18 protein-coding genes are annotated in these 20,907 nt (G+C 72.8%); 6 read left to right on the plus strand and 12 right to left on the minus strand.

The features are described 5' to 3' along the window. Positions 1-846: 846 nt before the first annotated feature. The 3 genes from ACWC91_RS29840 to ACWC91_RS29850 all read right to left on the minus strand — a co-directional run bounded on the left by ACWC91_RS29840 (position 847) and on the right by ACWC91_RS29850 (position 4,021). Positions 847-2,631 carry an N-acetylglutaminylglutamine amidotransferase gene (locus ACWC91_RS29840; protein WP_450643628.1) on the minus strand — a complete coding sequence of 595 codons (1,785 nt, stop codon included), beginning with the start codon at positions 2,629-2,631 and terminating at the stop codon, positions 847-849. Continuing rightward, positions 2,631-2,777 (minus strand): hypothetical protein, encoded by a 147-nt coding sequence (locus ACWC91_RS29845; protein ID WP_376501151.1) that lies wholly within the window; start codon positions 2,775-2,777, stop codon positions 2,631-2,633. Before ACWC91_RS29845 ends, ACWC91_RS29840 begins: the two co-directional genes overlap by 1 nt. Positions 2,778-2,857: 80 nt before the next feature. After that, positions 2,858-4,021, minus strand: coding sequence for a carboxylate-amine ligase (locus ACWC91_RS29850; protein WP_450643629.1), 1,164 nt, complete (start codon positions 4,019-4,021; stop codon positions 2,858-2,860). A gap of 253 nt (positions 4,022-4,274) precedes the next feature. Between ACWC91_RS29850 and ACWC91_RS29855 the strand changes: the two genes are divergently transcribed. Then, complete coding sequence (locus tag ACWC91_RS29855) at positions 4,275-5,279, plus strand: phosphotransferase (protein WP_225079487.1); 1,005 nt, start codon at positions 4,275-4,277, stop codon at positions 5,277-5,279. 23 nt (positions 5,280-5,302) lie between these two features. Here ACWC91_RS29855 and ACWC91_RS29860 read toward each other — a convergent pair whose 3' ends face one another. From ACWC91_RS29860 to ACWC91_RS29885, 6 genes are all read right to left on the minus strand, one after another. After that, entirely contained in the window at positions 5,303-5,776 is a 474-nt protein-coding gene (locus tag ACWC91_RS29860) for a hypothetical protein (RefSeq protein ID WP_225079488.1), read from the minus strand. Positions 5,777-6,202: 426 nt separating this feature from the next. After that, positions 6,203-7,441: a cytochrome P450 gene (locus ACWC91_RS29865; protein ID WP_281156400.1), complete on the minus strand. Its 1,239-nt coding sequence runs from the start codon at positions 7,439-7,441 to the stop codon at positions 6,203-6,205. Positions 7,442-7,498: 57 nt separating this feature from the next. Next, positions 7,499-8,893: an NAD(P)/FAD-dependent oxidoreductase gene (locus ACWC91_RS29870; RefSeq protein ID WP_225079490.1), complete on the minus strand. Its 1,395-nt coding sequence runs from the start codon at positions 8,891-8,893 to the stop codon at positions 7,499-7,501. Further along, entirely contained in the window at positions 8,883-9,128 is a 246-nt protein-coding gene (locus tag ACWC91_RS29875) for a ferredoxin (protein ID WP_141364721.1), read from the minus strand. The genes ACWC91_RS29870 and ACWC91_RS29875 overlap by 11 nt, the downstream gene beginning before the upstream one ends. 187 nt (positions 9,129-9,315) lie before the next feature. After that, positions 9,316-9,990 (minus strand): hypothetical protein, encoded by a 675-nt coding sequence (locus ACWC91_RS29880; RefSeq protein ID WP_225079491.1) that lies wholly within the window; start codon positions 9,988-9,990, stop codon positions 9,316-9,318. After that, the gene (locus ACWC91_RS29885) at positions 9,987-11,621 is read right to left on the minus strand and encodes a multicopper oxidase family protein (protein WP_225079492.1); all 1,635 of its coding nucleotides are present in this window, start codon (positions 11,619-11,621) and stop codon (positions 9,987-9,989) included. The genes ACWC91_RS29880 and ACWC91_RS29885 overlap by 4 nt, the downstream gene beginning before the upstream one ends. A gap of 469 nt (positions 11,622-12,090) precedes the next feature. Between ACWC91_RS29885 and ACWC91_RS29890 the strand changes: the two genes are divergently transcribed. Beyond that, positions 12,091-14,100, plus strand: coding sequence for a DUF1996 domain-containing protein (locus ACWC91_RS29890; RefSeq protein WP_225079493.1), 2,010 nt, complete (start codon positions 12,091-12,093; stop codon positions 14,098-14,100). A 379-nt stretch (positions 14,101-14,479) separates the two neighbouring features. On the opposite strand, the gene ACWC91_RS29895 is transcribed toward ACWC91_RS29890, so the two are convergent. Beyond that, complete coding sequence (locus ACWC91_RS29895) at positions 14,480-15,319, minus strand: ABC transporter ATP-binding protein (RefSeq protein ID WP_450643630.1); 840 nt, start codon at positions 15,317-15,319, stop codon at positions 14,480-14,482. Positions 15,320-15,559: 240 nt separating this feature from the next. Between ACWC91_RS29895 and ACWC91_RS29900 the strand changes: the two genes are divergently transcribed. After that, positions 15,560-16,015 carry an ATP-binding protein gene (locus tag ACWC91_RS29900; RefSeq protein ID WP_225079495.1) on the plus strand — a complete coding sequence of 152 codons (456 nt, stop codon included), beginning with the start codon at positions 15,560-15,562 and terminating at the stop codon, positions 16,013-16,015. Between the two features lie 28 nt (positions 16,016-16,043). On the opposite strand, the gene ACWC91_RS29905 is transcribed toward ACWC91_RS29900, so the two are convergent. Continuing rightward, a complete protein-coding gene (locus ACWC91_RS29905) occupies positions 16,044-16,775 on the minus strand; it encodes a L,D-transpeptidase family protein (RefSeq protein WP_225079496.1) in 732 nt (243 codons plus the stop codon). A gap of 135 nt (positions 16,776-16,910) precedes the next feature. Here ACWC91_RS29905 and ACWC91_RS29910 point away from each other — a divergent pair, with 135 nt between their 5' ends. Continuing rightward, complete coding sequence (locus ACWC91_RS29910) at positions 16,911-17,123, plus strand: hypothetical protein (protein ID WP_225079497.1); 213 nt, start codon at positions 16,911-16,913, stop codon at positions 17,121-17,123. Between the two features lie 339 nt (positions 17,124-17,462). Next, complete coding sequence (locus ACWC91_RS29915; protein ID WP_450643631.1) at positions 17,463-18,674, plus strand: FAD-dependent oxidoreductase; 1,212 nt, start codon at positions 17,463-17,465, stop codon at positions 18,672-18,674. A 112-nt stretch (positions 18,675-18,786) separates the two neighbouring features. Here ACWC91_RS29915 and ACWC91_RS29920 read toward each other — a convergent pair whose 3' ends face one another. Continuing rightward, complete coding sequence (locus ACWC91_RS29920; protein WP_450644786.1) at positions 18,787-19,938, minus strand: S1 family peptidase; 1,152 nt, start codon at positions 19,936-19,938, stop codon at positions 18,787-18,789. Between the two features lie 217 nt (positions 19,939-20,155). Here ACWC91_RS29920 and ACWC91_RS29925 point away from each other — a divergent pair, with 217 nt between their 5' ends. Then, positions 20,156-20,725, plus strand: coding sequence for a TetR/AcrR family transcriptional regulator (locus ACWC91_RS29925; RefSeq protein WP_225079500.1), 570 nt, complete (start codon positions 20,156-20,158; stop codon positions 20,723-20,725). Positions 20,726-20,907: the final 182 nt, after the last annotated feature.

Consider the following 20,907-nt stretch of genomic DNA (forward strand, 5'->3'; position numbering starts at 1 on the left):
CGGCCGGGTGCGGTCGGCTCCCCGCCCGCCCTGCCGAGGGGGCGCGGACGGGCTCCGCGTTGTGCTCCGCCGTGCTTCTCTCCTCAGCGGTGCGGGGCCGGTCCAATCCGTGCTCCGTCGGTTTCGCACGCGGCTCGTTCGCCGCGCCCGCTGCCCGGACCGCCCGCCCACCGTCCGTCGCCGCCACGGCCTGGCGGCTCCATGCGGAGTCCGCCGCCTCCCCGGCCCGGTCGCTCCACGGGAAGCCCGCCTCGCTCGCGCCGACCCGCTCTCCCCGCGAGGGATCCAGACCGGTCTCGCTCCGAACCCGGGCGGCCGGTGGAGGGCCACCCGCCGCGCTCCCGGCTCGGTGTGCGCGCTCGGGGTCGGGTGTGTGGTCTGTCCGGTCGGGCTCGCTGCGATCTGTCGTGATCCCGGCCCGGTCGGTCGGCGGGGGACCCGTCCCGCACCCGGCCTGGTCGGCCGACGCGGGGCCTGTCTCGTTTCCGGTTTGGTCGGTTGGTGTGGGGCTTGCCTTGCTTCGGGTTTGGTCGGTTGGTGTGGGGCCTGCCTTGCTTCGGGTGTGGTCGGTTGGTGTGGGGCCTGCCTCGCTTCCGGTCTGGTCGGCCGGCGCGGGGCCCGCCCCGCTTCCGTCTCCCCGCCCACGGTCCGCCCCGCCTTCCGCCCGATCACGGCGCTCGGGGCTCGCCCGGCCCCCGGCCGGGTCGGTCACGGCGCCGTCCGGCCGGGTTCCTTCGGGGGGCGGGCACCCCCGCGCGTCACTCGGCGAGGCGGCCCCCGCGCTCGGCAGGGCAGCCCGCGTACCCCCCGCGTCCCCGGTGGGGGACGGTGGTGAGGAGGGGCCGGTCAGCGGATTCCGTGGGTCTGCAGCCATATCTCCAGCAATGCAACCTGCCACAGCGCGTTCGCCCCGCGCTTGGTGCGGTGGGCGTCGGGCGCGGCGAGCAGCTCGTCGACGTAACTCTGGTGGAACAGCCCGCGGGCCCGCGCCTCGGGGGCGTGGAGGGCCTCGCGGACGCGTAGCAGCACCGGTGCGGCCATGTGCTTGATGGCCGGGACGGGGAAGTAGCCCTTGGGCCGGTCGACGACCTCCCGCGGCAGGACCTTGCGGCCCGCCGCCTTCAGGACGCCCTTCCCGCCGTCCGCGAGCTTGAGTCCGGGCGGGCAGGCGGCGGCCAGCTCGACCAGTTCGTGGTCGAGGAACGGCACGCGGGCCTCGAGCCCCCAGTCCATGGTCATGTTGTCGACCCGCTTGACCGGGTCGTCGACCATCATCACGTGGGTGTCCAGCCGCAGATCCGCGTCCAGCGCGGTCTCGGCGCCCGGCGCGGCCATGTGCTCCCGCACGAAGTCGCCGCAGACGTCGTGGCCGGGCAGCACCGAGGGGTCCAGCATGCGAGCGAGGTCGGCGTGCGGCCGGTCGAAGTACGTCTCGGCGTACGCGTCGGCCGCGCGGTGCCGGGGCACGCGCGCCATCGCCGGGTACCAGTGGTAGCCGGCGAAGACCTCGTCGGCGCCCTGACCGCTCTGCACGACCTTGACCTCCTTGGCCACCTGCTCGGACAGCAGGTGGAAGGCGACCACGTCGTGGCTTGTCATGGGCTCGCTCATGGCCAGGACGGCACCCTCCAGGGCCCGCGAGACCCGGTCGGAGGGAACCATCAGCTGGTGGTGGTCGGTGCCGAAGCCCCGTGCCACCAGGTCGGAGTAGTGGAACTCGTCGCCCTCCTCGCCTCCTTCGGACTCGAAGCCGACGCTGAAGGTGGCCAGGTCGCACTGCCCCTCGTCGGCCAGCAGCGCCACGATGAGGCTGGAGTCCAGGCCGCCCGACAGGAGTACGCCCACCGGCACATCGGCGACCATCCGGCGCCGCACGGCGGTCCGCAGCGCCTCCAGGACCGCGTCCGTCCAGTCCTCCGCACTCAGACCGGCGTACTCGGGGCGGCGCGTGTAGGCGGGCTGCCAGTAGCAGTGGTCGCGGTACGTGCCGTCCGGTTCGACGATGCGGACGGTGGCGGGCGGCAGTTTGCGCACGCCGTTGAGGACGGTGCGGGGCGCCGGCACGGTCGCGTGCCAGCTGAGGTACTGGTGCAGCGCGATGGGGTCGATGGAGGTGTCCACCCCGCCGGCCGCCAGCAGCGCGGGCAGCGAGGAGGCGAACCGGAGCCGCCCGGGTGACTCCGCGAGGTACAGCGGCTTGATGCCCAGCCGGTCGCGGGCCAGGACCATCCGCCCGCTGTCCTGCTCGACGATCACGAAGGCGAACATGCCGAGGAAGTGGTCGACGCAGGAGGTGCCCCACTCCAGATAGGCCTTCAGGACCACCTCGGTGTCGGACTCCGAGAAGAACTGATGGCCCCGCGAGGTCAGTTCGCGGCGCAGCTCGCGGTAGTTGTAGACGCACCCGTTGAACACGCCGACGACCCGTGCCCGGGGGTCGGCCATCGGCTGCGCGCCGCTGTCCGTCAGGTCGATGATCTTCAGCCGCCGGTGGCCGAGGGCGACGGGCCCCTGCGACCACAGCCCGCGGCCGTCGGGCCCGCGGGGCGCGAGCCGGTCGGTCATGCGTTCCACCGCGGCCAGATCCGGCTGCCGGCCGTCGAACCGGACCTCGCCGCTGAGCCCGCACATCAGACGGTCCTCCCTTCCGCGGCGGCCTTCGCGACGGCCGCGGGGGGTCTGCCGTCGGTGACGGACGCGTGCGGGGCCCGGACGGAGGCCGGGGCGGCCGGGCGGTCGGCGGTGGCTGCGGGGGCGGGGACCGGGACGGGGGACATGGCGACCACTCTCCTGGGACGGTCGTCGGGCACCGCCGACGGCGGTGGCAAGCGGGTCGGGCCGGGATGGGGACGGTCCGTCAGGCTCCGGCACCTCCGGCGATCGGGCTGGGTCGGGGGGCACGGACGGGTCGGGCCGGCGCGACCGGGCGCGGGCCGGCGGCGCCGCGGGTCTCGGCGACCAGCAGGTCGACGCTGGCGAGCAGGTCCTCGTCCCCGGCCACCCGCCGCAGCCGGTGCGCGGCACTGCCGCAGGCCAGAGCCCGGGTGAGCAGTTCGTGCACGGCCTCCCAGTCGCCGGACGCCTCCAGCGCGGGGCGGAGCCGGGCCGCCATGCCGCGCAGCACCTCGGGAGCGGGGGCCGCGCCCCGGGTGACCGGATCGACCAGGGCGCCCTCCAGACCCGAGCGGGCTGCTCGCCAGGTGGCGGCCCGCAGCCACTCGTGGTGGCCGTCGCACCGGCCGCCGTCGCCGCGGGCCAGCCGGTCGCACGCGTCCCGGACCAGAGCCCGGAAGAGCCCCGCGACCAGCACGACCGTCTCCACGCGCGGACAGGCGTCGCAGATCCGCAGCTCCAGCGTGCGCTGGTGCGCGGAGGGCCGTACGTCGTGGTAGATCATGCCGGCGTCGCCGATGACGCCCGAGCGGATCAGCTCCTCCAGCGCCGCGTCGTACGCGGCGGCGTCGGCGTAGCAGCCGGGTGGCCCGGCGGTGGGCCAGCGCTGCCACAGCATCGTCCGCCAGCTCGCGTAGCCGGTGTCCGCGCCGAGCCAGAACGGTGAACTGGCCGACAGCGCGAGCAGCGGCGGCAGCCACGGCGCGACCAGGCACATGGTGCGTACGGCGGTGTCCCGGTCCGGTATGTCGACGTGCACCTGCGCGCTGCAGATGAGCTGTTCGTCGGCGACCCTGCGGTACTCGTCGGCCATGTGCCGGAAACGGCTCCCGGCGGTGATGTTGCCGGAGCTCACGCGGGCCAGCGGCACGGTGCCGGCGGCCACCGTGACGAGGCCGAGCGACGAGGCCGCAGTGTCCAGCAGCCGCCGTGAACGGGCCAGGTCCGCGAGGAGGGCGTCGAGGGTGTCGTGCACCGCGCTGTTGGCCTCGACCACGGACTGCTGGAGCTCGGTGGTGAATCCGGGCCCGCGTAGCCGGTCCAGTACGGCGCGGGCGCGTGGCACCAGCCGGCCGCTCTCCACGTCCAGCACGTGGAACTCTTCCTCTGCCCCGATGCGCAGCGTCACGTCACGTTCTCCCCTGCCTGGGTGGTCACCCGGCCGTCGCGTCCGGGTCCCGCTGGGGACCACTGCGGCTCCGGGACCCCCGAGTGCCCAGGCCGGGACCTTCACAAGCCTCCCGACCGCCTCCGATGTCGCACGGCCCCGTGCCGACCCGCGCGCCCCGCGCCCCCGTTCGGGGCGGCGCCGGGGAGGTTGGGCCCGGCCCGCGGGCGAAAAATCCGTGGTGGTCCGGCGCGCCTGATGCTGGGATGACCCGGTGCGAGATCAGGCGTCGGTGATCGTGGACCGGGGCAGGTACCGGGACGCGGTGACACCGTGGGAGGAAGCCACCTGGCGGGACGCCGCCCTGGAGTGGGTGGACGGCAGGCTCGCCGGGCGGGGGCTGCGCGCGGCGGGAGAGCTGAGAGTGCGGCTGCGGCCGTGGTCCGTCCTGGTCCGCGTGCCGGTCGAGGGGCGCGACGCCGTTTGGTTCAAGGCCAATCCGCCGGACAGCGCCTTCGAAGGACCGCTGACCGTTGCGCTGGCGCGCTGGGCACCGCGGTACGCGCTGGAGCCGCTCGCCGTGGACCCGGGCCGCGCCTGGACGCTGCTGCCCGACGGCGGGGAGCTGCTGCGCACGGCGCTCGACGACGGGCGGGCCGGTCCGCGTGTCTGGGAGGACCTGCTGCGCCGCTACGCCGGCCTTCAGCACACCCTCGTCCCATACGCGGGGCGGATCGAACTGCTGGGCGTGCCCAGCGCCCGTACTCGCGCCCTGCCCGACCTCTTCGACCGGGTCCTCGCGGAGAGTTCCGCGCTGCGGCCGGACGACCGGCGCAGGCTCGACGGCCTCCGGCCGCGCCTCGTCGCATGGTGCGAGGAGCTGGCGGCCGTCGGCGTCCCGGACTCCCTCGACCACGCGGACCTGCACGAGGGCCAGCTCTTCCGGCCGGAGCCGGGCCGGTTCACCTTCTTCGACTGGGGCGACGCCGTGGTCTCCCACCCGTTCTGCAGCCTGCTCGTGCCCGCGCGCGCGGCCCGGGACCGGCACGGTCCGGAGGTACTGCCCCGGCTGCGGGACGCCTACCTGGAGCCGTGGACCGGCGCGGGCCGCAGCCGAGCGGAACTCACCCGTGCGGTGACCCTGGCCTGGCGGCTCGCCGCGCTGGCCCGTGCCTGTTCCTGGGGCCGTGTCTTCCCGTCCGTGTCCGGCGGCGGCACTCCGGGCGGCGCGGAGAGCGCGAGCCGGCTGCTGGAGCTCTTCCACGAGCCGCCTTTGTGAACCACGCCCGTGGGGCGGACGGATCAGTCCCAGAGGGGATAGGTCCGCACCTGCGGATAGCCCTCCGGCCGCCCCGCCAGGAACTCCAGGCTCAGCCGGGTGAAGTGCCGTACCTCCGGGCGCTTCTTCCAGGGTTCCGGGCTGTCCAGGCGCACGATCACCGGGTACTCGTGGAACCTTCCGGCCGCGCAGTAGGGCTTGCAGTCGTTGACGAGGTTGAAGCCCCTGGCCGTCGCGGACCGCTCGTTCCACTGCGACCAGTGCAGCGCGGACAGGACGCTGTTGCCGTCGCCGCAGGCGAGGATGAAAGCGCCGGGTCGCTGCCGCGGCTTCCACAGACAGTCGACCAGCACCGGCCGCCCGTCCGTCCGCTTCACGGCGTGCGCCGAGGCGTTCCCGTGCGAGGCCGCGGGTGCGGCGGAGGCCGTACCCACGCCTGTTGCGAGCAGCCCCGCGGCGCAGAGCGCGACCGCTGTCCTCATTGTGTGTCTGCCCATCTCCGCTCCCGGCCGACGACGTCCTGGCTCCTTAACGACGCTACGGCCGAGTCGGGCGACGTACCACTCGTGCGCGGTGATGCCGTGTTCGTGTCGAGTGGCGGGTCGTCGTCGTCCGCGTCCTGCTGGCAGGTGGCGCACAGTTCGTGGTGACCGTCGGTGGTGACGACGGTTCCCCAGCCCAGGCACTGCTCGCAGTCGCGGGCCAGGCCCAGGTCGGGGTGGGGAGGAGGGGCGGGGTTGGCGCTGTGGTGGGCTCCGTACGCCATACGGGGGCGGCTCCTCGAAGCGATGGTGGGGGGATGCACACCATTTTGTCCTATTTTTTAGATCTGTCCAGACTCTTTTCCTGTGCTTGGGTCCGCACAGGACGTAGCGGGCGCTGGATTTGGGGTTGACCCCGGGCCGGGCCGTGGCGCGGTGTCTCTACGAGCGCACCGAGTCGATGGCGATGTTCAGGTGGCGCGGGCCGCGCAGCACCGCGTTCTTCCGGTAGGGCGGCGGGTCCTCCACCAGGCGGGGGTTGTCCAGGCGGCGGGTCAGCTCGGCCAGTGCGAGCTGTGCCTCCCGCCGGGCCAGCGGCGCGCCGAAGCAGATGTGGATGCCGCTGCCGAAGCCGAGGTGCTCGATGTCCTCGCGGTCGGGGTCGAACCGGTCGGGATCCCGGAACCGCTCCGGGTCCCGGTTGCCCGCGGCGAGCATCAGCCAGATCCGCGAACCCTTGGGAATCGTGACCCCGCGCAGGTCGATGTCGGCGACACAGGTGCGCTGCGGCACCAGCTGCACGGGAGGCTCGTAACGCAGCAGCTCCTCCACGATCCTGACGGACAGTCCCGGATCCTCGCGCAGCCGGTGCAGGTACTCCGGGTGGCGCAGCAGCGTGAGCATGCCGTTGGTGATGAGATTGACCGTCGTCTCGTGGCCCGCGATCAGCAGCAGCACCGCCGTGCTGAGCACCTCCATCATCGACAAGGTCCCGTCAGCGCCGTGACTGGCCGCCAGGTCGGACAGCAGGTCGTCGCGGGGCTCCTTGGTGCGCTGCTCCACCAGACCGGCCAGGTACATGCCCAGCTGCATCCGGGCCTCCTGCGCGGCGCGCTGGAAGTCGTCGTCGCTGCGCTGCCGGGTCTCCGGGTCCAGGGCGGCGACGATCGGGTCCACCCACGCGCGAAAGCGCGGCTCGTCCTCGCGCGGCACTCCGAGCAGCCGGCAGATCACCGTCACCGGGAAGGGGTAGGCGAACTGGTCGACGACGTCGATCTGCCGGGCGTCGCCGAAGCCGTCGATGAGCTCGGTGATGATTCCGGTGAGTTCCCCGCTCATGGAGTCGATCCGGTCGGGCCGGTGTGGCGGACCGAAGGAGCTGTTGGCGATCCGCCGCAGCCGGTCGTGCTCGGGCGGGTCTAGCCTGATGAAGCTCGGCGGCAGCCCCGTGGCCTCCGGTCCCGACAGCTCGTCCGCGCCGGCCGCGGTGAGGTTGGTGGCGTCCGAGCTGACCCTCGGGTCGTGGAGCAGCCCGAGGATGTCGTAGTACGAGCTCACGACGTAGGGGCCGTCCTCCTCCTCGTGCAGCACCGGTGTCCTGCGCAGCTCCTCGTAGAGCGGATACGGGTTGGCGCGGTTGGCGTAGTCGGTGATCCGGTGCAGGAGCGAGGCGTGCGTCATGTCGGGTCCTTGGGGCATGGAGGTGCGGAGGTCCGGGGCGGGAGGCGGGGCGCCGGTTCAGTGGCGGGCCGGCGTGAAGACCAGTTGCCGGTCGGCCGGCGAGTAACCGCTGAGGGTCACGGTCGGGCCGTGCGTCGGCAGCGACGGGTCGGGAAAGTCGGCCGGCACCGGCTTGCGGCCCTCGGGCCGGCGGTCCACCGTCGTGAACTCCACCGGGAACGGCGCGCCCGTCTCGATCAGCCGCTGGTAGAACTCCAGCCACCGCGTGTTGTCGAAACTCACGGCAGCGATCACGCGGCCCTGGTAGCCGTACACCCCGACGAACCGCCGCTCGGTCAGCGACCCCTGGGTGATCATGACCTCCTCACCCATGGACGGTACGCCGACCGACTTGATGTTCACGCCGAACTGCGAGGACCAGAAGGCGGGCACCCACATGTGCGGGCGCCGGTCGGCGCTGGCGCTGATCATGTTGTGCGCGGCCACCTCGGCCTGGGCGACGGCGTTGCCCCAGTGCTCCAGGGACAGGAACTGGTAGCCGAACAGCGGATGCGGGGAGCGGGCTACGTCGCCGGCGACGTAGATGTCGTCGGTGACGATGCCCCGGAAGTCGAAGGCCCGGCAGCCCGCGTCGCAGGCGATGCCGCGCGGGCCCGCGCCCAGCCCCGAGCCCGCCAGCCAGTCGGTGTTGCGGGTCGCGCCCAGCGAGACCACCACCACGTCCGTCTCGACGACACTGCCGTCGGACAGGTGCGCCGCCCGCACCCGGCCCGTCGCGTCGCCCTCCAGACCGGTGACCATGACCCCGGTGCGCAGGTCCACCCCGTTCTCCCGATGCAGTTCCGCGGCCACCGCGCCGATCACCCCGCCGAGCGCGCCCACCAGGGGAGCGCCGGCCCGCTCCGCGACCGTGACCGCGATGCCCTGGTTCCGGCAGGCCGAGGCGATCTCCGAACCGGTGAAGCCGGCCCCGATGATCAGCACCCGGCGCGGCGGGCCCTTCATCCGCCGGTGCAGACGGACCGCGTCGTCCCGGGTGCGCAGCACGAACACCCCGTCCAGCTGGGCCTCGTCCTCCTTCGGCCAGGGCCGGGCGTGCACACCGGTCGCGATCAGCAGCCGGTCGTAGGGCACCTCCTCGCCGTCGGCCAGCCGCACCCGCCTGGCCGCCATGTCCAGGCCGGCCGCCGCGACCCCGAGCCGCCAGGTCGCGTCGACGTCCCGGCGCCGGGGCAGCTCGGTGTGGTCCGCGGACGCCATGCCGAGCAGCACCGCCTTGGACAGCGGGGGGCGGTCGTACGGCTCGTAGGGCTCGTCACCGATCATGGTGAGTGGTCCGGCGAACCCTTCGGCACGCAGCGTCTCGGCGGCTCTGAGGCCGGCCAGCGAGGCGCCCACGATCACGATCCGGCCTTCGCGTCTGAGCCACTCGTGGAACGCCTCAGCGGGCATCGGAGGCCTCCCGCCCGGCGCCGACGGGCTCCTCGTCCGCGTCGTCCAGCCCCTCAGCCGTGATCGCCTGCACCGGGCAGGCCGCCACGGCACGCGCGACCCTCTCCCGCTGCTCCGTGCCGGGTCGCGGGTTGTAGACCAGCGACTCCTCGCCGTGCATGGTGAACACGCCCGGCGCGAGGAACGCGCACTGCGCGTACCCCTGGCACTTGTTGAGATCGACGACAAGCCTCATTGGCGACCCGCCCTTCCCGGCGGCCAGGCCCTAGGGAACCACCCGCTCGGCGGGCACCCTCGGACGGCGGTCATCCCACGTCAGGATCGAAGCCCCGCTGCCCTCCCCGCGCGTCAGGACCCGCCGATGGAGTGACGGGACGGCGCGGCGGAAGGAGCGGCGGGGCCGGGCGGCGCAGGGAGCCGAGTCAGACGGCCGGGGCGGTGCCGGGCAGCGCCCGGCGGTTGCCGGCCATCAGGATGTACGTGCTGAGGACCAGCGACCACGCCGGGAACGCCAGTTCGGCCCACGGTACGTTCGACGCGGCGAACAGCAGCACCAGGGCGGTGAGCAGACCCAGCAGCGTCAGCCACCGCGGCAGCACCCCCAGCCGGTGTCCCATGACCGACAGCGAGCACGCGAAGACGGCCGCCATCCGCATCGCGTACCCGGTCATCAGCGTGTACGCGAAGTGGCGGCCGAAGTCCCACGCGGCGAGCCCGGCGGAGGCGCCCGGCGGGTGCGCGATCGCGAGCACCGCATCGGCGGCCGCGGCCGCCCCGAACATGGCGGCCACGAACACCAGTCCGCTGCCCAGGAAGACGGTCGCCAGGAACTTGTCCTCGGCGTCGCCGACATGGGCGCGTACCACCCCGGTGAACCACAGGAAGAAGATGCCGGCGAACGGCACGAGAGCCAGTGCCGCCCGCACCGCATCGTGCCGCGCGGAGTCGGTGGTTCCTCGGAAGGCGACCGCCTCCGCGCCCTCGGGGATCCCCAGCCGGATCAGGACGATCACCGCCGCGAGCAGCAGCGCGAACAGCACCCCGGCCAGCCCGGCCGCGCGAGGCGTCCGCAGCGGCCGCTCGGGCACTTCGGTCACTTGAGGTAGCCGAGGATGGTCATCATCCCTGACTCGGAGTGGTACTGGTTGTGGCAGTGGAGCATCCACAGGCCCGGGTTGTCGGCGTCGAAGTCCACCACCAGCCTGTTCCCCGGCAACACGATCGCGGTGTCCTTGCGGGCTCCACGGCCCTTCGGGCCGGTGACGGCGAAGGTGTGGCCGTGCAGGTGCAGCGGGTGCCACATGCCGGTGTGGTTGAGGAAGGTGATCCGGACCCGCTCGCCCCTGCGGACCGGATGGCGCTGCTCGACCGAGTACGGTCTGCGGTCGAAGCTCCAGTTGTACCACTTCATGTTGCCGGTCAGTTTGATCTGGATCTCGCGGTCCGGCTTGTCGTCGGAGAACGCCACCGAGTCGGCGGGGGTGAGCTCGTAGGCGGACACGAAGCGGCCGTCCAGCTCGCTGGGGCGGACGGAGGGCGCGGGCAGGTTCTTGGACTTTCCGGTGTTCAGTACGGCGAGGGCGCGCGCGTCCTTGCCCTCGGCCAGCGCGACCAGGGGGAACACCCCGTCCTTGGCGGTGATGACGACGTCGTAGCGCTCTGCCATGCCGATCACCAGCGCGTCCGTCGTACGGTGCTCGACCGGGTAGCCGTCCGTGTGCGTCACGGTCATCTCGTGGCCGCCCAGGGCCACTCGGAAGGCGGTGTCGGCACCCGCGTTGATGAACCGCACCCGGATGCGGTCGCCGGGGCGGGCCCGGAAGACCGACGGAGCGTGCGGGACACGGCCGTTGATCAGGTAGTAGGGGTAGTCGACGTTGCCGCCCATGCCTTGCAGGATGCGGCTGAGACCGCCCCGCAGGATGCGGTCGGGGCCGTGGGACGAGCCGTGCGGGGCCGAATGCCCGCCGTGGCCGCCGCCGCCCATGTCCATGCCATGCATGCCCTTGGGAATGGGGCCCTTGACCTTCTGCAACTGCGCGAGCACGCCATCCGGGGTGGAGCCGGCCAGGCCGTCGACCCAGTCGTCCAGGACCACCACCCACTCCTTGTCGTACGACAGGGGCTCTTTGGGGTCGTCGATGATCAGCGGTGCGTACAGGCCGCGGTCGAGCTGCATGCCCTCGTGCGAATGCAGCAGGTACGTGCCGGGGTGGGACACGACGAAGCGGTAGTTGAACTCCGAGCCGGGCTTGATGGTCCTCTGGGTCAGTCCCGGCACGCCGTCCATGTCGCAGCGCAGGCGCACACCGTGCGAGTGCACCGTCGTCCCCACGGGCAGGCGGTTGACGAGCGTGAGGTCGAGGATGTCACCCGCGGTGGCCCGGACCGCCTCGCCTGGGATCCTGTCGCTGTACGCCCAGGTCTTGACGGTCTTGCCGGCCAGGTCGAACGACGTCTCCCGGGCGGTGAACTTGTACTTGCGCACCCGCCCGGCCCCGCGCTTGCGCTCGGCGGCCAGGACCTCCGGGTCGGACGGGTTCACGTACCCCTTGGGCCCCTTGGGGACGAACGGGCGGAAGCCGTCGATGGTCCCGGGGCCCAGCGCGGACCCCGAGTCCCGAGCGGACTCCGAGAAGGAGCCGGCCCCGGAGCAGGCGGTCAGGAGTCCCGAAGCGGCAGCCGTGACCGAGGCGCTGAGCAAGGTGCGCCGCGTATATGTGTGCATGACTCGAATAACACACGTTTTGCGCCGATATGTGGGAGAACTGGCGCGGCGCGTCTGGTGATCTCGGCAACCATTGCCTCGGCAGTGGGGCGATACGGGGCATGGCCCGCGCGGCGACGTGCCGGGTCCGGGCATGTGCGCTATGCTGGATCTTGAGCGAGTCGCCGGAACTCCCGGTGATCTGCTGTGCGTTGGTGGTCCAAGGAAAGACGCCCCGCTTCCTGCGGGGAGATGCAGGTGCAAGGCCTGCCCGGCGCTCGTGGACGAGCCCCACTTCCGTGACGGGAGTGGGGCTTTCGTCTTGCCCGCCGAACGGGCGTTCGCACCACACGTGATCCATGAGGCGCTGACCGTCGCCGGCCGTGCGATGCGGGGAATCCGCGGGGCGCTTGAACATCCCCGGGCCGAACTCCGTATGGGACGGGGGGATTCACATTCCTGGCAGGCCACGACGCGTAGGAGAAGTTCGGTGAGACGCAACACGCGCAGACGACCCACGGGCCCGCGGCGCGCCACGCTCGCCGCGATGGCGCTCATCCTGGGCGGAGGCGGGCTGATGGTCGCCAACGTGTACGCCTCCGCCACCGAAGACACGTCGACGGTGCGGTCCGCCGGGGAATCGGACCGCGACCGGAGTCCGGCGGCGGGAGGCGCCACGATCGACTGCCCGGACGTCGGAGCCGGGCTGACCGCGGTGCCGCAGGACGCGAAGGCGACCGTCGACGAGCAACTCGCGGTTCTGGACCAGCAGATCGCGAGCGCGTACCAGCAGATGCAGGACGCGGTTCAGGACGGGCGGCTCGACGCCGGCGCCGTGGAGAACACGGTCGTGGCTCCGCTCAAGGAGCAGCGTGCCGCGACGATCGGGACCATCGCCGACGCGATCGAACGGGCCGGGGAGCGGCCCGAGGGACTCGACGACCTCGCGGCCTGCACCCTGCGCACCTCCGGCACCCAGGACGGCGGCGGGGAGGCCGGCCAGGAGCAGGCCGGCCAGGAGCAGAGCCCGCAGGGGGACGGGCAGCAGGAACCCCAGCAGGACGCCGACGGCGCAGGCCAGGCCGGCAACGGCCCCGTGGCCGCGGACTACGCGGACATCACCACCGTGCGGAGCGACGCGCGGAAGCCCCGTGAGGTGGCGGACGCCGCACGCGGCAGCTTCGCCTCCAGTTGCGGAGTGAACGAGGGCGGCCTGTTCAACTCGGACAACGTGATCGTCGCCCCCGGCGTCACCAACGGAGCCCACCACTTCCACGACTACATCGGCAACCAGGCCAACAACGCCTTCGCCAGCGATCAGGACCTGGCGAACGGTGGCACGAGCTGCGCCGACAAGGGCGACAAGTCCACCTACTACTGGCCCGTGCTGCGCCTGCAGGACGGAACCCGGGAGCGGGACGCCGAGGCCCCCGGCGGCGGGACCGAGGGCAACGCGGGCCGGATCGTGACGCCGAAGCAGGTGACGCTGTCCTTCGAGGGCAGTCCGCGCGGCAAGGTGACGGAGATGCCGCGCTTCCTGCGCATCATCACCGGAGACGCCAAGGCGTTCGTCAACGGCCCCGCCAACGCCAACGCCTCCTGGTCCTGCACCGGTTTCGAGGACCGGCAGCTGAAGGACAAGTACCCGCTCTGCCCCGGAGGCAGCGACGTGGTGCGCACCTTCAGGTTCCAGAGCTGCTGGGACGGCCGGAACACCGACAGCGCCAACCACCGTACGCACGTGGCGTTCGCCGACGCCGACGGCAACTGCCCGGACGGATTCCGGGCGATCCCGCAACTCGTGCAGCGCATCGTCTACGGCGTCGACGCCCCGAGCCTGGACGATGGGGGTGCGACCACCCCGCTGTTCGCGGTGGACTCCTTCCCCGAACAACTGCACAAGCCGGGCACGGACCACGGCGACTTCATCAACGTCTTCGACGACGACCTGATGCGCCGGATGGTCGACTGCATCAACAGCGGCCGTCAGTGCGGCTCCGGGGCCGACCAGGGCTCGGACTCCGGTGAGCAGCCGGAGAAACCGCAGGAGCCGCAGGAGCCCGAGGGGAAGCCGACGCAGACCTCGGGCGCGCGGCCCGGAGGCGGCGCCGGCAAGGGCGCGGGTTCGGGCGCGGGCCGGACCGACGACGGCGGCGCGACCGGGGCAGGCGCGGGCGAGGCCGGGGGTGAGAAGTCCGCGGAGCCCACGGGCGGTGCGGTGGAACCGAAGGCCGACACCTCGGACGCGGCCGAGCGGAGTGCTACGGGTGGCGCGTCCACGAGCGCGACCGGTACCGCGGGCGGCGGCGAGGTGGGGACGCCCGCCTACACTCCGGCTCCCGGCGGAAACGGCCAGGCGGCGGGCACGCAGACCGAACCGCAGGCCGTCAGGGGCAGCCTGGCCGAGACCGGCGCCCGGTTGTGGCCCGCGGCCGCCGGGGCGGTGCTCGTGACCGCGGGCATCGTGCTGCTGCGCCGGATCAGGCACGGCGCCGTCTGACGGCGCCACAGGCCGCGAAGGGGGGCGGTGGTGGGACCGGTCTCGTGGTCCCGCCACCGCCCCTCGGTGTCACTCGGCGCGGGCGAGCCCTCTTCGGGCGTTGTTGTAGATACGCATCAGGTGCTTGGCCACGGCGCACGGAATGGCGTGTGCATGACATTGTCGGCACGCCTGCATGTGCTGTTCGTAGTCGGAATGCGCTTGCTGGAGGGCAGCGTCTGGAGACGGCATGGGGATCCTTCGCGCGGGGGCGTCGGGCGGCACGGCGCGCCCGACTTGACTGGAGAGAAAAGCCAGGAGCCAAAGTTGATCACGTTACTTCGGGTAGTGGAAAGCGCCATCGCACCACCCGGTACGGCGGATCGGACGGCTGCCCGCCTCACGCGCTCCCGGGGTTCTGCCGCCCGGAATGGGCCCACCAGCGGCCCTCGTGCCGGCTCACCGCGATGGGGCGGCCGAAGCACGCGGTCAGCCACGGCCCGGTCAGCACGTCCTCGACGGGCCCCTGGGTCAGGACGCGTCCCTCGCGCAGCAGCAGGGCGTGACTGACGGCGGGTGACAACTCCTCGAGGTGATGGGTGACCGTCACCGTGGCGAGCCGCGGCCGCCCCTCCGCGAGCCGGTGCATGGCCTCGACCAGATCCTCGCGGGACGGCAGGTCAAGGGCGTTGAAGGGCTCGTCGAGGAGCAGCAGCGCGGGTTCGGCCATGAGGGCCCGGGCGATGAGGACGCGCGCCCGCTGCCCGCCCGAGCAGACTCCGTACGGCCGGTCGGCCAGGTCCTTGATCTCCAGCTCGGCCAGCAGTTCGTGGGCGCGTTGCCGCACCTCCTCGTCGTACATCCGCCACAGCGGCTGCACCGTGCCCGTGTGACCGGTCAGCACGACGGTGTGGGCGTCGAGTTCCCCGGGGACGCGCTGCGCCGTGGTGACGTGCCCGATGCGCGCGCGCAGTTCCCGCACGTCGACGCGGCCCAGCAGCTCGCCGAGGACCTCGACGCTGCCGGTCGTGGGGTGCATCAGGGCGCCGAGCAGCCGCAGCAGCGTGGTCTTCCCAGCGCCGTTGGCGCCCAGCAGCGCCCAGTGCTGTCCCGCCCGCACCGTCCAGTCGACGCCGTCCAGGATGACCTGCCCGGTCGTGAAGCGGTGGACGCCCACCTCGTGGAGGGCGACGACGGTACCGGGCTCCCGCGTCGTCCGCTCCTCGGTGTGCTCGGCCATCCTGGGCTCCCCTCGACGTCGAGGCCGTCGCTCGACCGGCACCACGAACGGTAGATGCATCCGGCACCTTGTCGCCGAACTGTCCGGGTCGTGGACGCGGCGCGGCCGCCTCCTGGCTGCCGCCCGGTGGGCCGCGCCGGGCGATCGCCCCTGTGACGAAGCCGACACGAACGCCGCACGCGTGCCCGGCGGGAAGAGGGGTATGTGCACGCCGTGAACAGGGTGGTGAAGGCGATTGGGATGGAATCGGTCCTCCTCGGTGACGATGAGCCGGCGCCGGACACCGGCGTGATAAGCGTGGCGGCGGCCCTCGACGGCGACGCCGCGTGCATCGCCGAGGCCCGTCATCTCGCGGCCGAGTTCCTGGGCCGGGCGCGGACCGGCCACGGGCTGACGGTCTCGGACCGGGCCCTGGACCTGACCCAGCTCGTGGTCAGCGAACTGGTCACCAACGCCCGCAAGTACGCCTCCGGCCCCATCCTGATGGACCTGCGGATCGCCGGTGACGCCGTGGACATCGCGGTCTGGGACAGCGATCCGGTGCTGCCCGTGGCCCGGGCCGCCGATCCGGGGCGGGTGGGCCAGCACGGTCTGGAGATCGTGATGGCCGTGGTGGAGCGGTTCGAGGTGCGGCGCGAGCCGGTGGGCAAGCGCGTCATCGCCCGCATCAGCCTGCTCGACGCCGCGCGCCCGTGAGGCGTCGCCGGCCGGCGGCCGTGCGGCGTCAGGCGTCGAGTTCCGCCTTGTCCCCCATGACCACGACCGGGTGCTGACGCGGATCGAGGGAGCGCAGCAGATACCGCATCGCCGACTTGGACAGGGTCACGCACGCGGACGTGCCGCCGCCGTGGTCCATGTGCAGCCAGATGCCGCCGCCCCTGGACTGTCCTTCGGGCCGGGTGGGGTCGTTGGGCGGCGTTCCCTTGACGCGGTTGAAGTCGACGGCGATGACGTAGTCGAAGTCGTGCCAGGCGTTCTTCGTCCAGTACCGGGGAGCCTGGAACGCGGCGGACCGGGTGTACGGCAGCCTGGCCCCGGGGTCCTGGAGCACGCCGCCGGCGTCGCTCAGCGTGAACACCCCCACGGGGGTGCGCTGGTCGCCCTCGTGATGGTCCGTCGTCCAGCCCTTCCGGCCGTTGTGGGCCGGCCACGAAGCCGTCCGCTCCCAGCGTGAGCCGTGCTCGGTGAAGAGCTCGACCGTCGAGTCGGGGGAGTCCGGGCCCGCGCCGTAGACCGCGACCACCTGGCGGGACCCGGCCGGCACCCGATGCCACATCCGGTCACCGATGCCCGGCACCCGCCTCGGGGACACGTCGCGTCCGGGCGCGTGCTCCGCCTGCCCGCCGTGGCCGGCCGCGCGCCGGTGGCCCGGGTCGCCGCACGCCGTCAGCGACATCGCCAGCGCCCCACCGGCCGCCACCACGGCCGCCGTCCGCAACGCTCCGCCTTTTCGCATGGGCCTCATGATGGCACCGCCCCCGGCGCGTTTTTCACCTGAATGGCCGCCCGTGGCTGCGTGCGGATGGCCCACTCGGTATCTCCTTGAGTGAGAGAGGCGTCCATCGAGGGAGTGGAGCCGATCATGTATGAGATGTGTGCAGGAGTAGAGAAGCCCGGTGGGGCTCTGGTCTGGCACGTCATGGCCAAGCACACGACCACCACCCTGTGCGGCCAGAAACTGGGTCAGCACGTCGACGGCGCGAGCGCACAGCGGGCTGGACACTGTTCCACCTGCATGGCGTTGTTCGGGAAGCTGATGACCGCACCATCCGCGGTCGGCTCTCCCGCCGCCACGGACCGGTAGGTCCTGGCATCCGGCTCCCGTCCTCCGCCGCGAGGGCGGGAGCCGGGTGTTCGTCCTCCGTCCCATCGAGGCCCGCGCGGTGCGCCCGGTAAACGCTTCGACCAATTTTTGGCAACGTGCCCCCATTTCGCATTCCGGCGCCGGTCGATGGGTAACACTGAGCGGCGGAGGGGGGAGACGCGCGGCGGTGCTCTGCCGGCGCGCATATCCCGGAGTGTCACGCCGGCCTTGGGGAAGGCGGCGAGGGGACCAGCGGGGGGATGCATGACGCAGTCGCTTCCGGGGCAGCGGCCTGCCCACGGGGGAGCGCAGCGAGGGCGCCGAGCGCTTCCGGTCGTGGTGGTCGGGGCGGGGCCCTACGGGCTGTCGGTCGCCGCGCACCTGCGCGGAGCGGGGGTCCCGGTGCGGGTCTTCGGGGAGATCATGGGCAGTTGGCGGCACGCCATGGCGACCGGGATGTTCCTGAAGTCGACGCCGGACGCCGTCGATCTGTCCGCACCGGAGCCGGGCGGGCGGCTGGCGGACTTCCTCCAGGTGCACGGCGAGCCGGAGCTGACCGAACTGACGCCCATCCCGTGCGAGGTGTTCGTACGCTACGGACAGTGGTTCCAGAAGCAGTACGTCGGTGAGGTGGAGCCGGCCCGGGTGGCGGCCGTCGACCTGGCCGCGTCCGGTTCGGGGTTCGCCGTACGGCTGGACGACGGACAGGAACTCGCCGCCGCAGCCGTGGTCGTGGCCACCGGCCTGAACGGACTGGCCCACGTACCCGTCGAGTTGCGCGGCCTCGTGCCCGAAGGCCCGGGGCCCGACGCGCCGGTGTCGCACACCAGCCAGCACACCGACCTGTCCCGGTACGCCGGCCGCCGGGTCGCCGTGGTCGGCGGGGGCCAGTCCGCCCTGGAGAGCGCAGCGCTGCTCCACGAGTCCGGTGCGCGGGCGCAGGTGCTGGTCCGGGAGAGCGGTGTGCTCTGGGGGAACGCCCCGGAGCAGGCGCGGTCCTGGGTGCGGCGGATCGGCAGGCCCGCCTCGCCCCTGGGCACGGGCTGGATCCTGGCCGCGGTCTGCCGGGCCCCCGGCGCGGTACGGCGTCTGCCGGCCGCGGCCCGACTGCTGCTGTTCCGGCGCGCGTTGCGGCCGTCGGGCGGCTGGTGGCTGCGGGACCGGGTCGAGGGCGTGGTGCCGGTGCGCACCTCGCGCCGGGTCGTACGGGCCGAGACCGCCGGGTCCGTCGTACGGCTGGACGTTGTCGGGCCGGGCGGCGTGGCGGAGGTGCTCGACGCCGACCACGTGCTGGCCGCCACCGGCTACCGTCTGGACCTGGACGCCGTTCCGTTCCTGTCGCCGGCGGTGCGCCGTGCGCTCAGGCAGGTGCCGGGTTCGAGGGCACCACGGCTGAGCCCGGGGTTCGAATCGTCGGTGCCGGGTCTGTACTTCACCGGATCGCTGGCCGCCCCGATGTTCGGGCCGATGATGCGCTTCGTCGCCGGCACCGGGTTCGCCGCGGCCCGGGTCGCCCGGGACAGGGCCCGCCGGGTGGCCGACGCCGGATGACCGCGCGCCGTCCGTTGACCACGTCCGCCGTCCCCGGGCCGCGCGTGGCCCGTCGCCCCGCCGCACAGGGGGTTCCGGCCGAGCCCGGCCGGAACCCCCTCGCCAGTGCGGGTCAGGCGGTGTGCAGGGTCAGTCCGTAGCGGTTGAGGATCTCGTTGACCGGCTGGAACCAGGTCTCCCCGCCGCCGGAGCAGTTGCCCCAGCCTCCGGAGGTGACGCCCTGGGCCTGGTCACCGCTGATGAACGAGCCGCCGGAGTCGCCCGGTTCGGCGCACACGCTGGTCTTCGTCAGCTGGTGCACGGCGCCCTGGCTGTAGTTGACCGTCTCGTTGAGCGCCAGCACGGTGCCGCAGTGCCAGTGCGTCGTCGAGCCGGAGCGGCAGACCGTGGCGCCCACGGGTGCCACGGCGGAGCCGCGCACCAGCTGGTCCGGGACGGTGCCCCAGCCGAGGACCACCGGTACCGTCCACCAGCCGCTGCCGACGCTGACCCAGGCGTAGTCGTTGTCGGGGAACGAGGACCCCTGGAAGGTGCCGATGTACGAGCCGTCCCAGCCGCTCACCCCGGCGCCCGGCTGGCCGCAGTGTCCGGCGGTGACGAAGCCGCCGTACACCGAGAAGCCGATGGAGCAGCGGACGTTGCCGGTGTAGTAGGGGTCGCCGCCGACCGTGCCCGCCGCGAAGGTCCGCGGCGGTGCGGAGACCGTGCGGACGGTGACGGGGCCGGCCGCGCGGGCCTGGGAGAGGAAGCGTTGGACATCGTTGTCGGAGCGCGCTGCACGGACGACGTCCACGACCACGGTGTTGGCCTTCGGGTCCACCCGCCAGCCGCTCACGCCCTGGGGTGCCGACGTGCTGTCGAGGCGGGCCTTGGCCGTGTCCAGCTGCCGTGCGCTGTGCTGGACGGTGCGGACCGTGGCGCCGGCGGTGCGGACGGCGCGCAGGGTCGAGTCGGAGGCGTCGGAGGTGACGGCCACGGTGAGCCGGCCGGTCTCGTCGTCGAACCACGAGCCGCCGTAGGCGGATCCCGCGGCCGCGCGGGCCTTCGGTTCCGCTGCCGTGGCGGCGCGTTCCGCCGTCAGCCGCGCTTCGGCCTGCTGCGCGGAGAGGCCCAGGTCCCGCTGCATCGCCTGGAGCAGGCCGGGGGAGGTGGTGGGTGCGGTGGCGGGGGTCGCCGCACCGGCAGTCGAGGTGCCCGCCACGGCCCAGCTGCCGAGCAGTACGAGTGCGGCCACGGCCACGCGGTGGAGTCTGGTGCGTCTCACAGGTGTGCCCTTCGTCGTTCCAGCGAGGTGGGGGTGGAACAACCGCGACCTGAGAGCGCTCTCAACCGGGTCGGGGAGCAGCTTAGCGGGACTGGGTTATCAGGTCCATGCCAATGATGGGATTCGCGCCGGGCCCCCCGTCGTGCCGTTTGCCTAATGGGCTTAGGCAGATATTCAATGGCTTCAGGTTCTTGGAGGCTCGGGTGGGAGGAGCGGCATGGCGCGTGCGGGGTTGACCACGGAACGCCTGGTCAGGGCGGGGGCGGAGCTGGCGGACGAGGTCGGCTTCGAGCACGTGACCGTCTCGGCCCTCGCCCGGCGGTTCGACGTCAAGGCCGCGAGCCTGTACTCGCACCTGAAGAACTCCCAGGACCTCAAGACGCGGATCGCCCTGCTCGCCCTGGAGGAACTCGCGGACCGGGCCGCCGACGCGCTGGCCGGGCGGGCCGGCAAGGACGCCCTCGCGGCCTTCGCGAACGTCTACCGCGAATACGCCCGGGAGCATCCCGGCCGTTACGCGGCGGCGCGGCTCCGGCTGGACCCGGAGACCGCCGCCGCGAGTGCCGGGGGCAGGCACGCGCAGATGACCCGCGCGATCCTGCGCGGCTACGACCTGGCCGAGCCGGACGAGACCCACGCCGTCCGGCTCCTGGGCAGCGTCTTCCACGGCTACGTCAGCCTGGAACTGGCCGGCGGCTTCGCCCACAGCGCCCCGGCCCCGCAGGAAACCTGGACCTGGATCCTCGACCGCCTCGACACGATGCTGCGTACCTGGCCGCCAAGGTGAGCGCCCCGCCGCGACGCGCGTGGGCCACTTGCGCACGGCCGGCACGCGCCCGGCGGCGAGGCGCAGGCCTGCGGCACGTGACTGGCTGCGGGCCGCGCATGTATGGCGCGTCCGCGTCGGTTGCGCGGGGTCGCGGCTCGTGTGGAGCTTGACGTCCGCGCCGCCTGTCCGGGGATGTGGCT

It is taken from the genome of Streptomyces sp. NPDC001204, assembly GCF_053598035.1.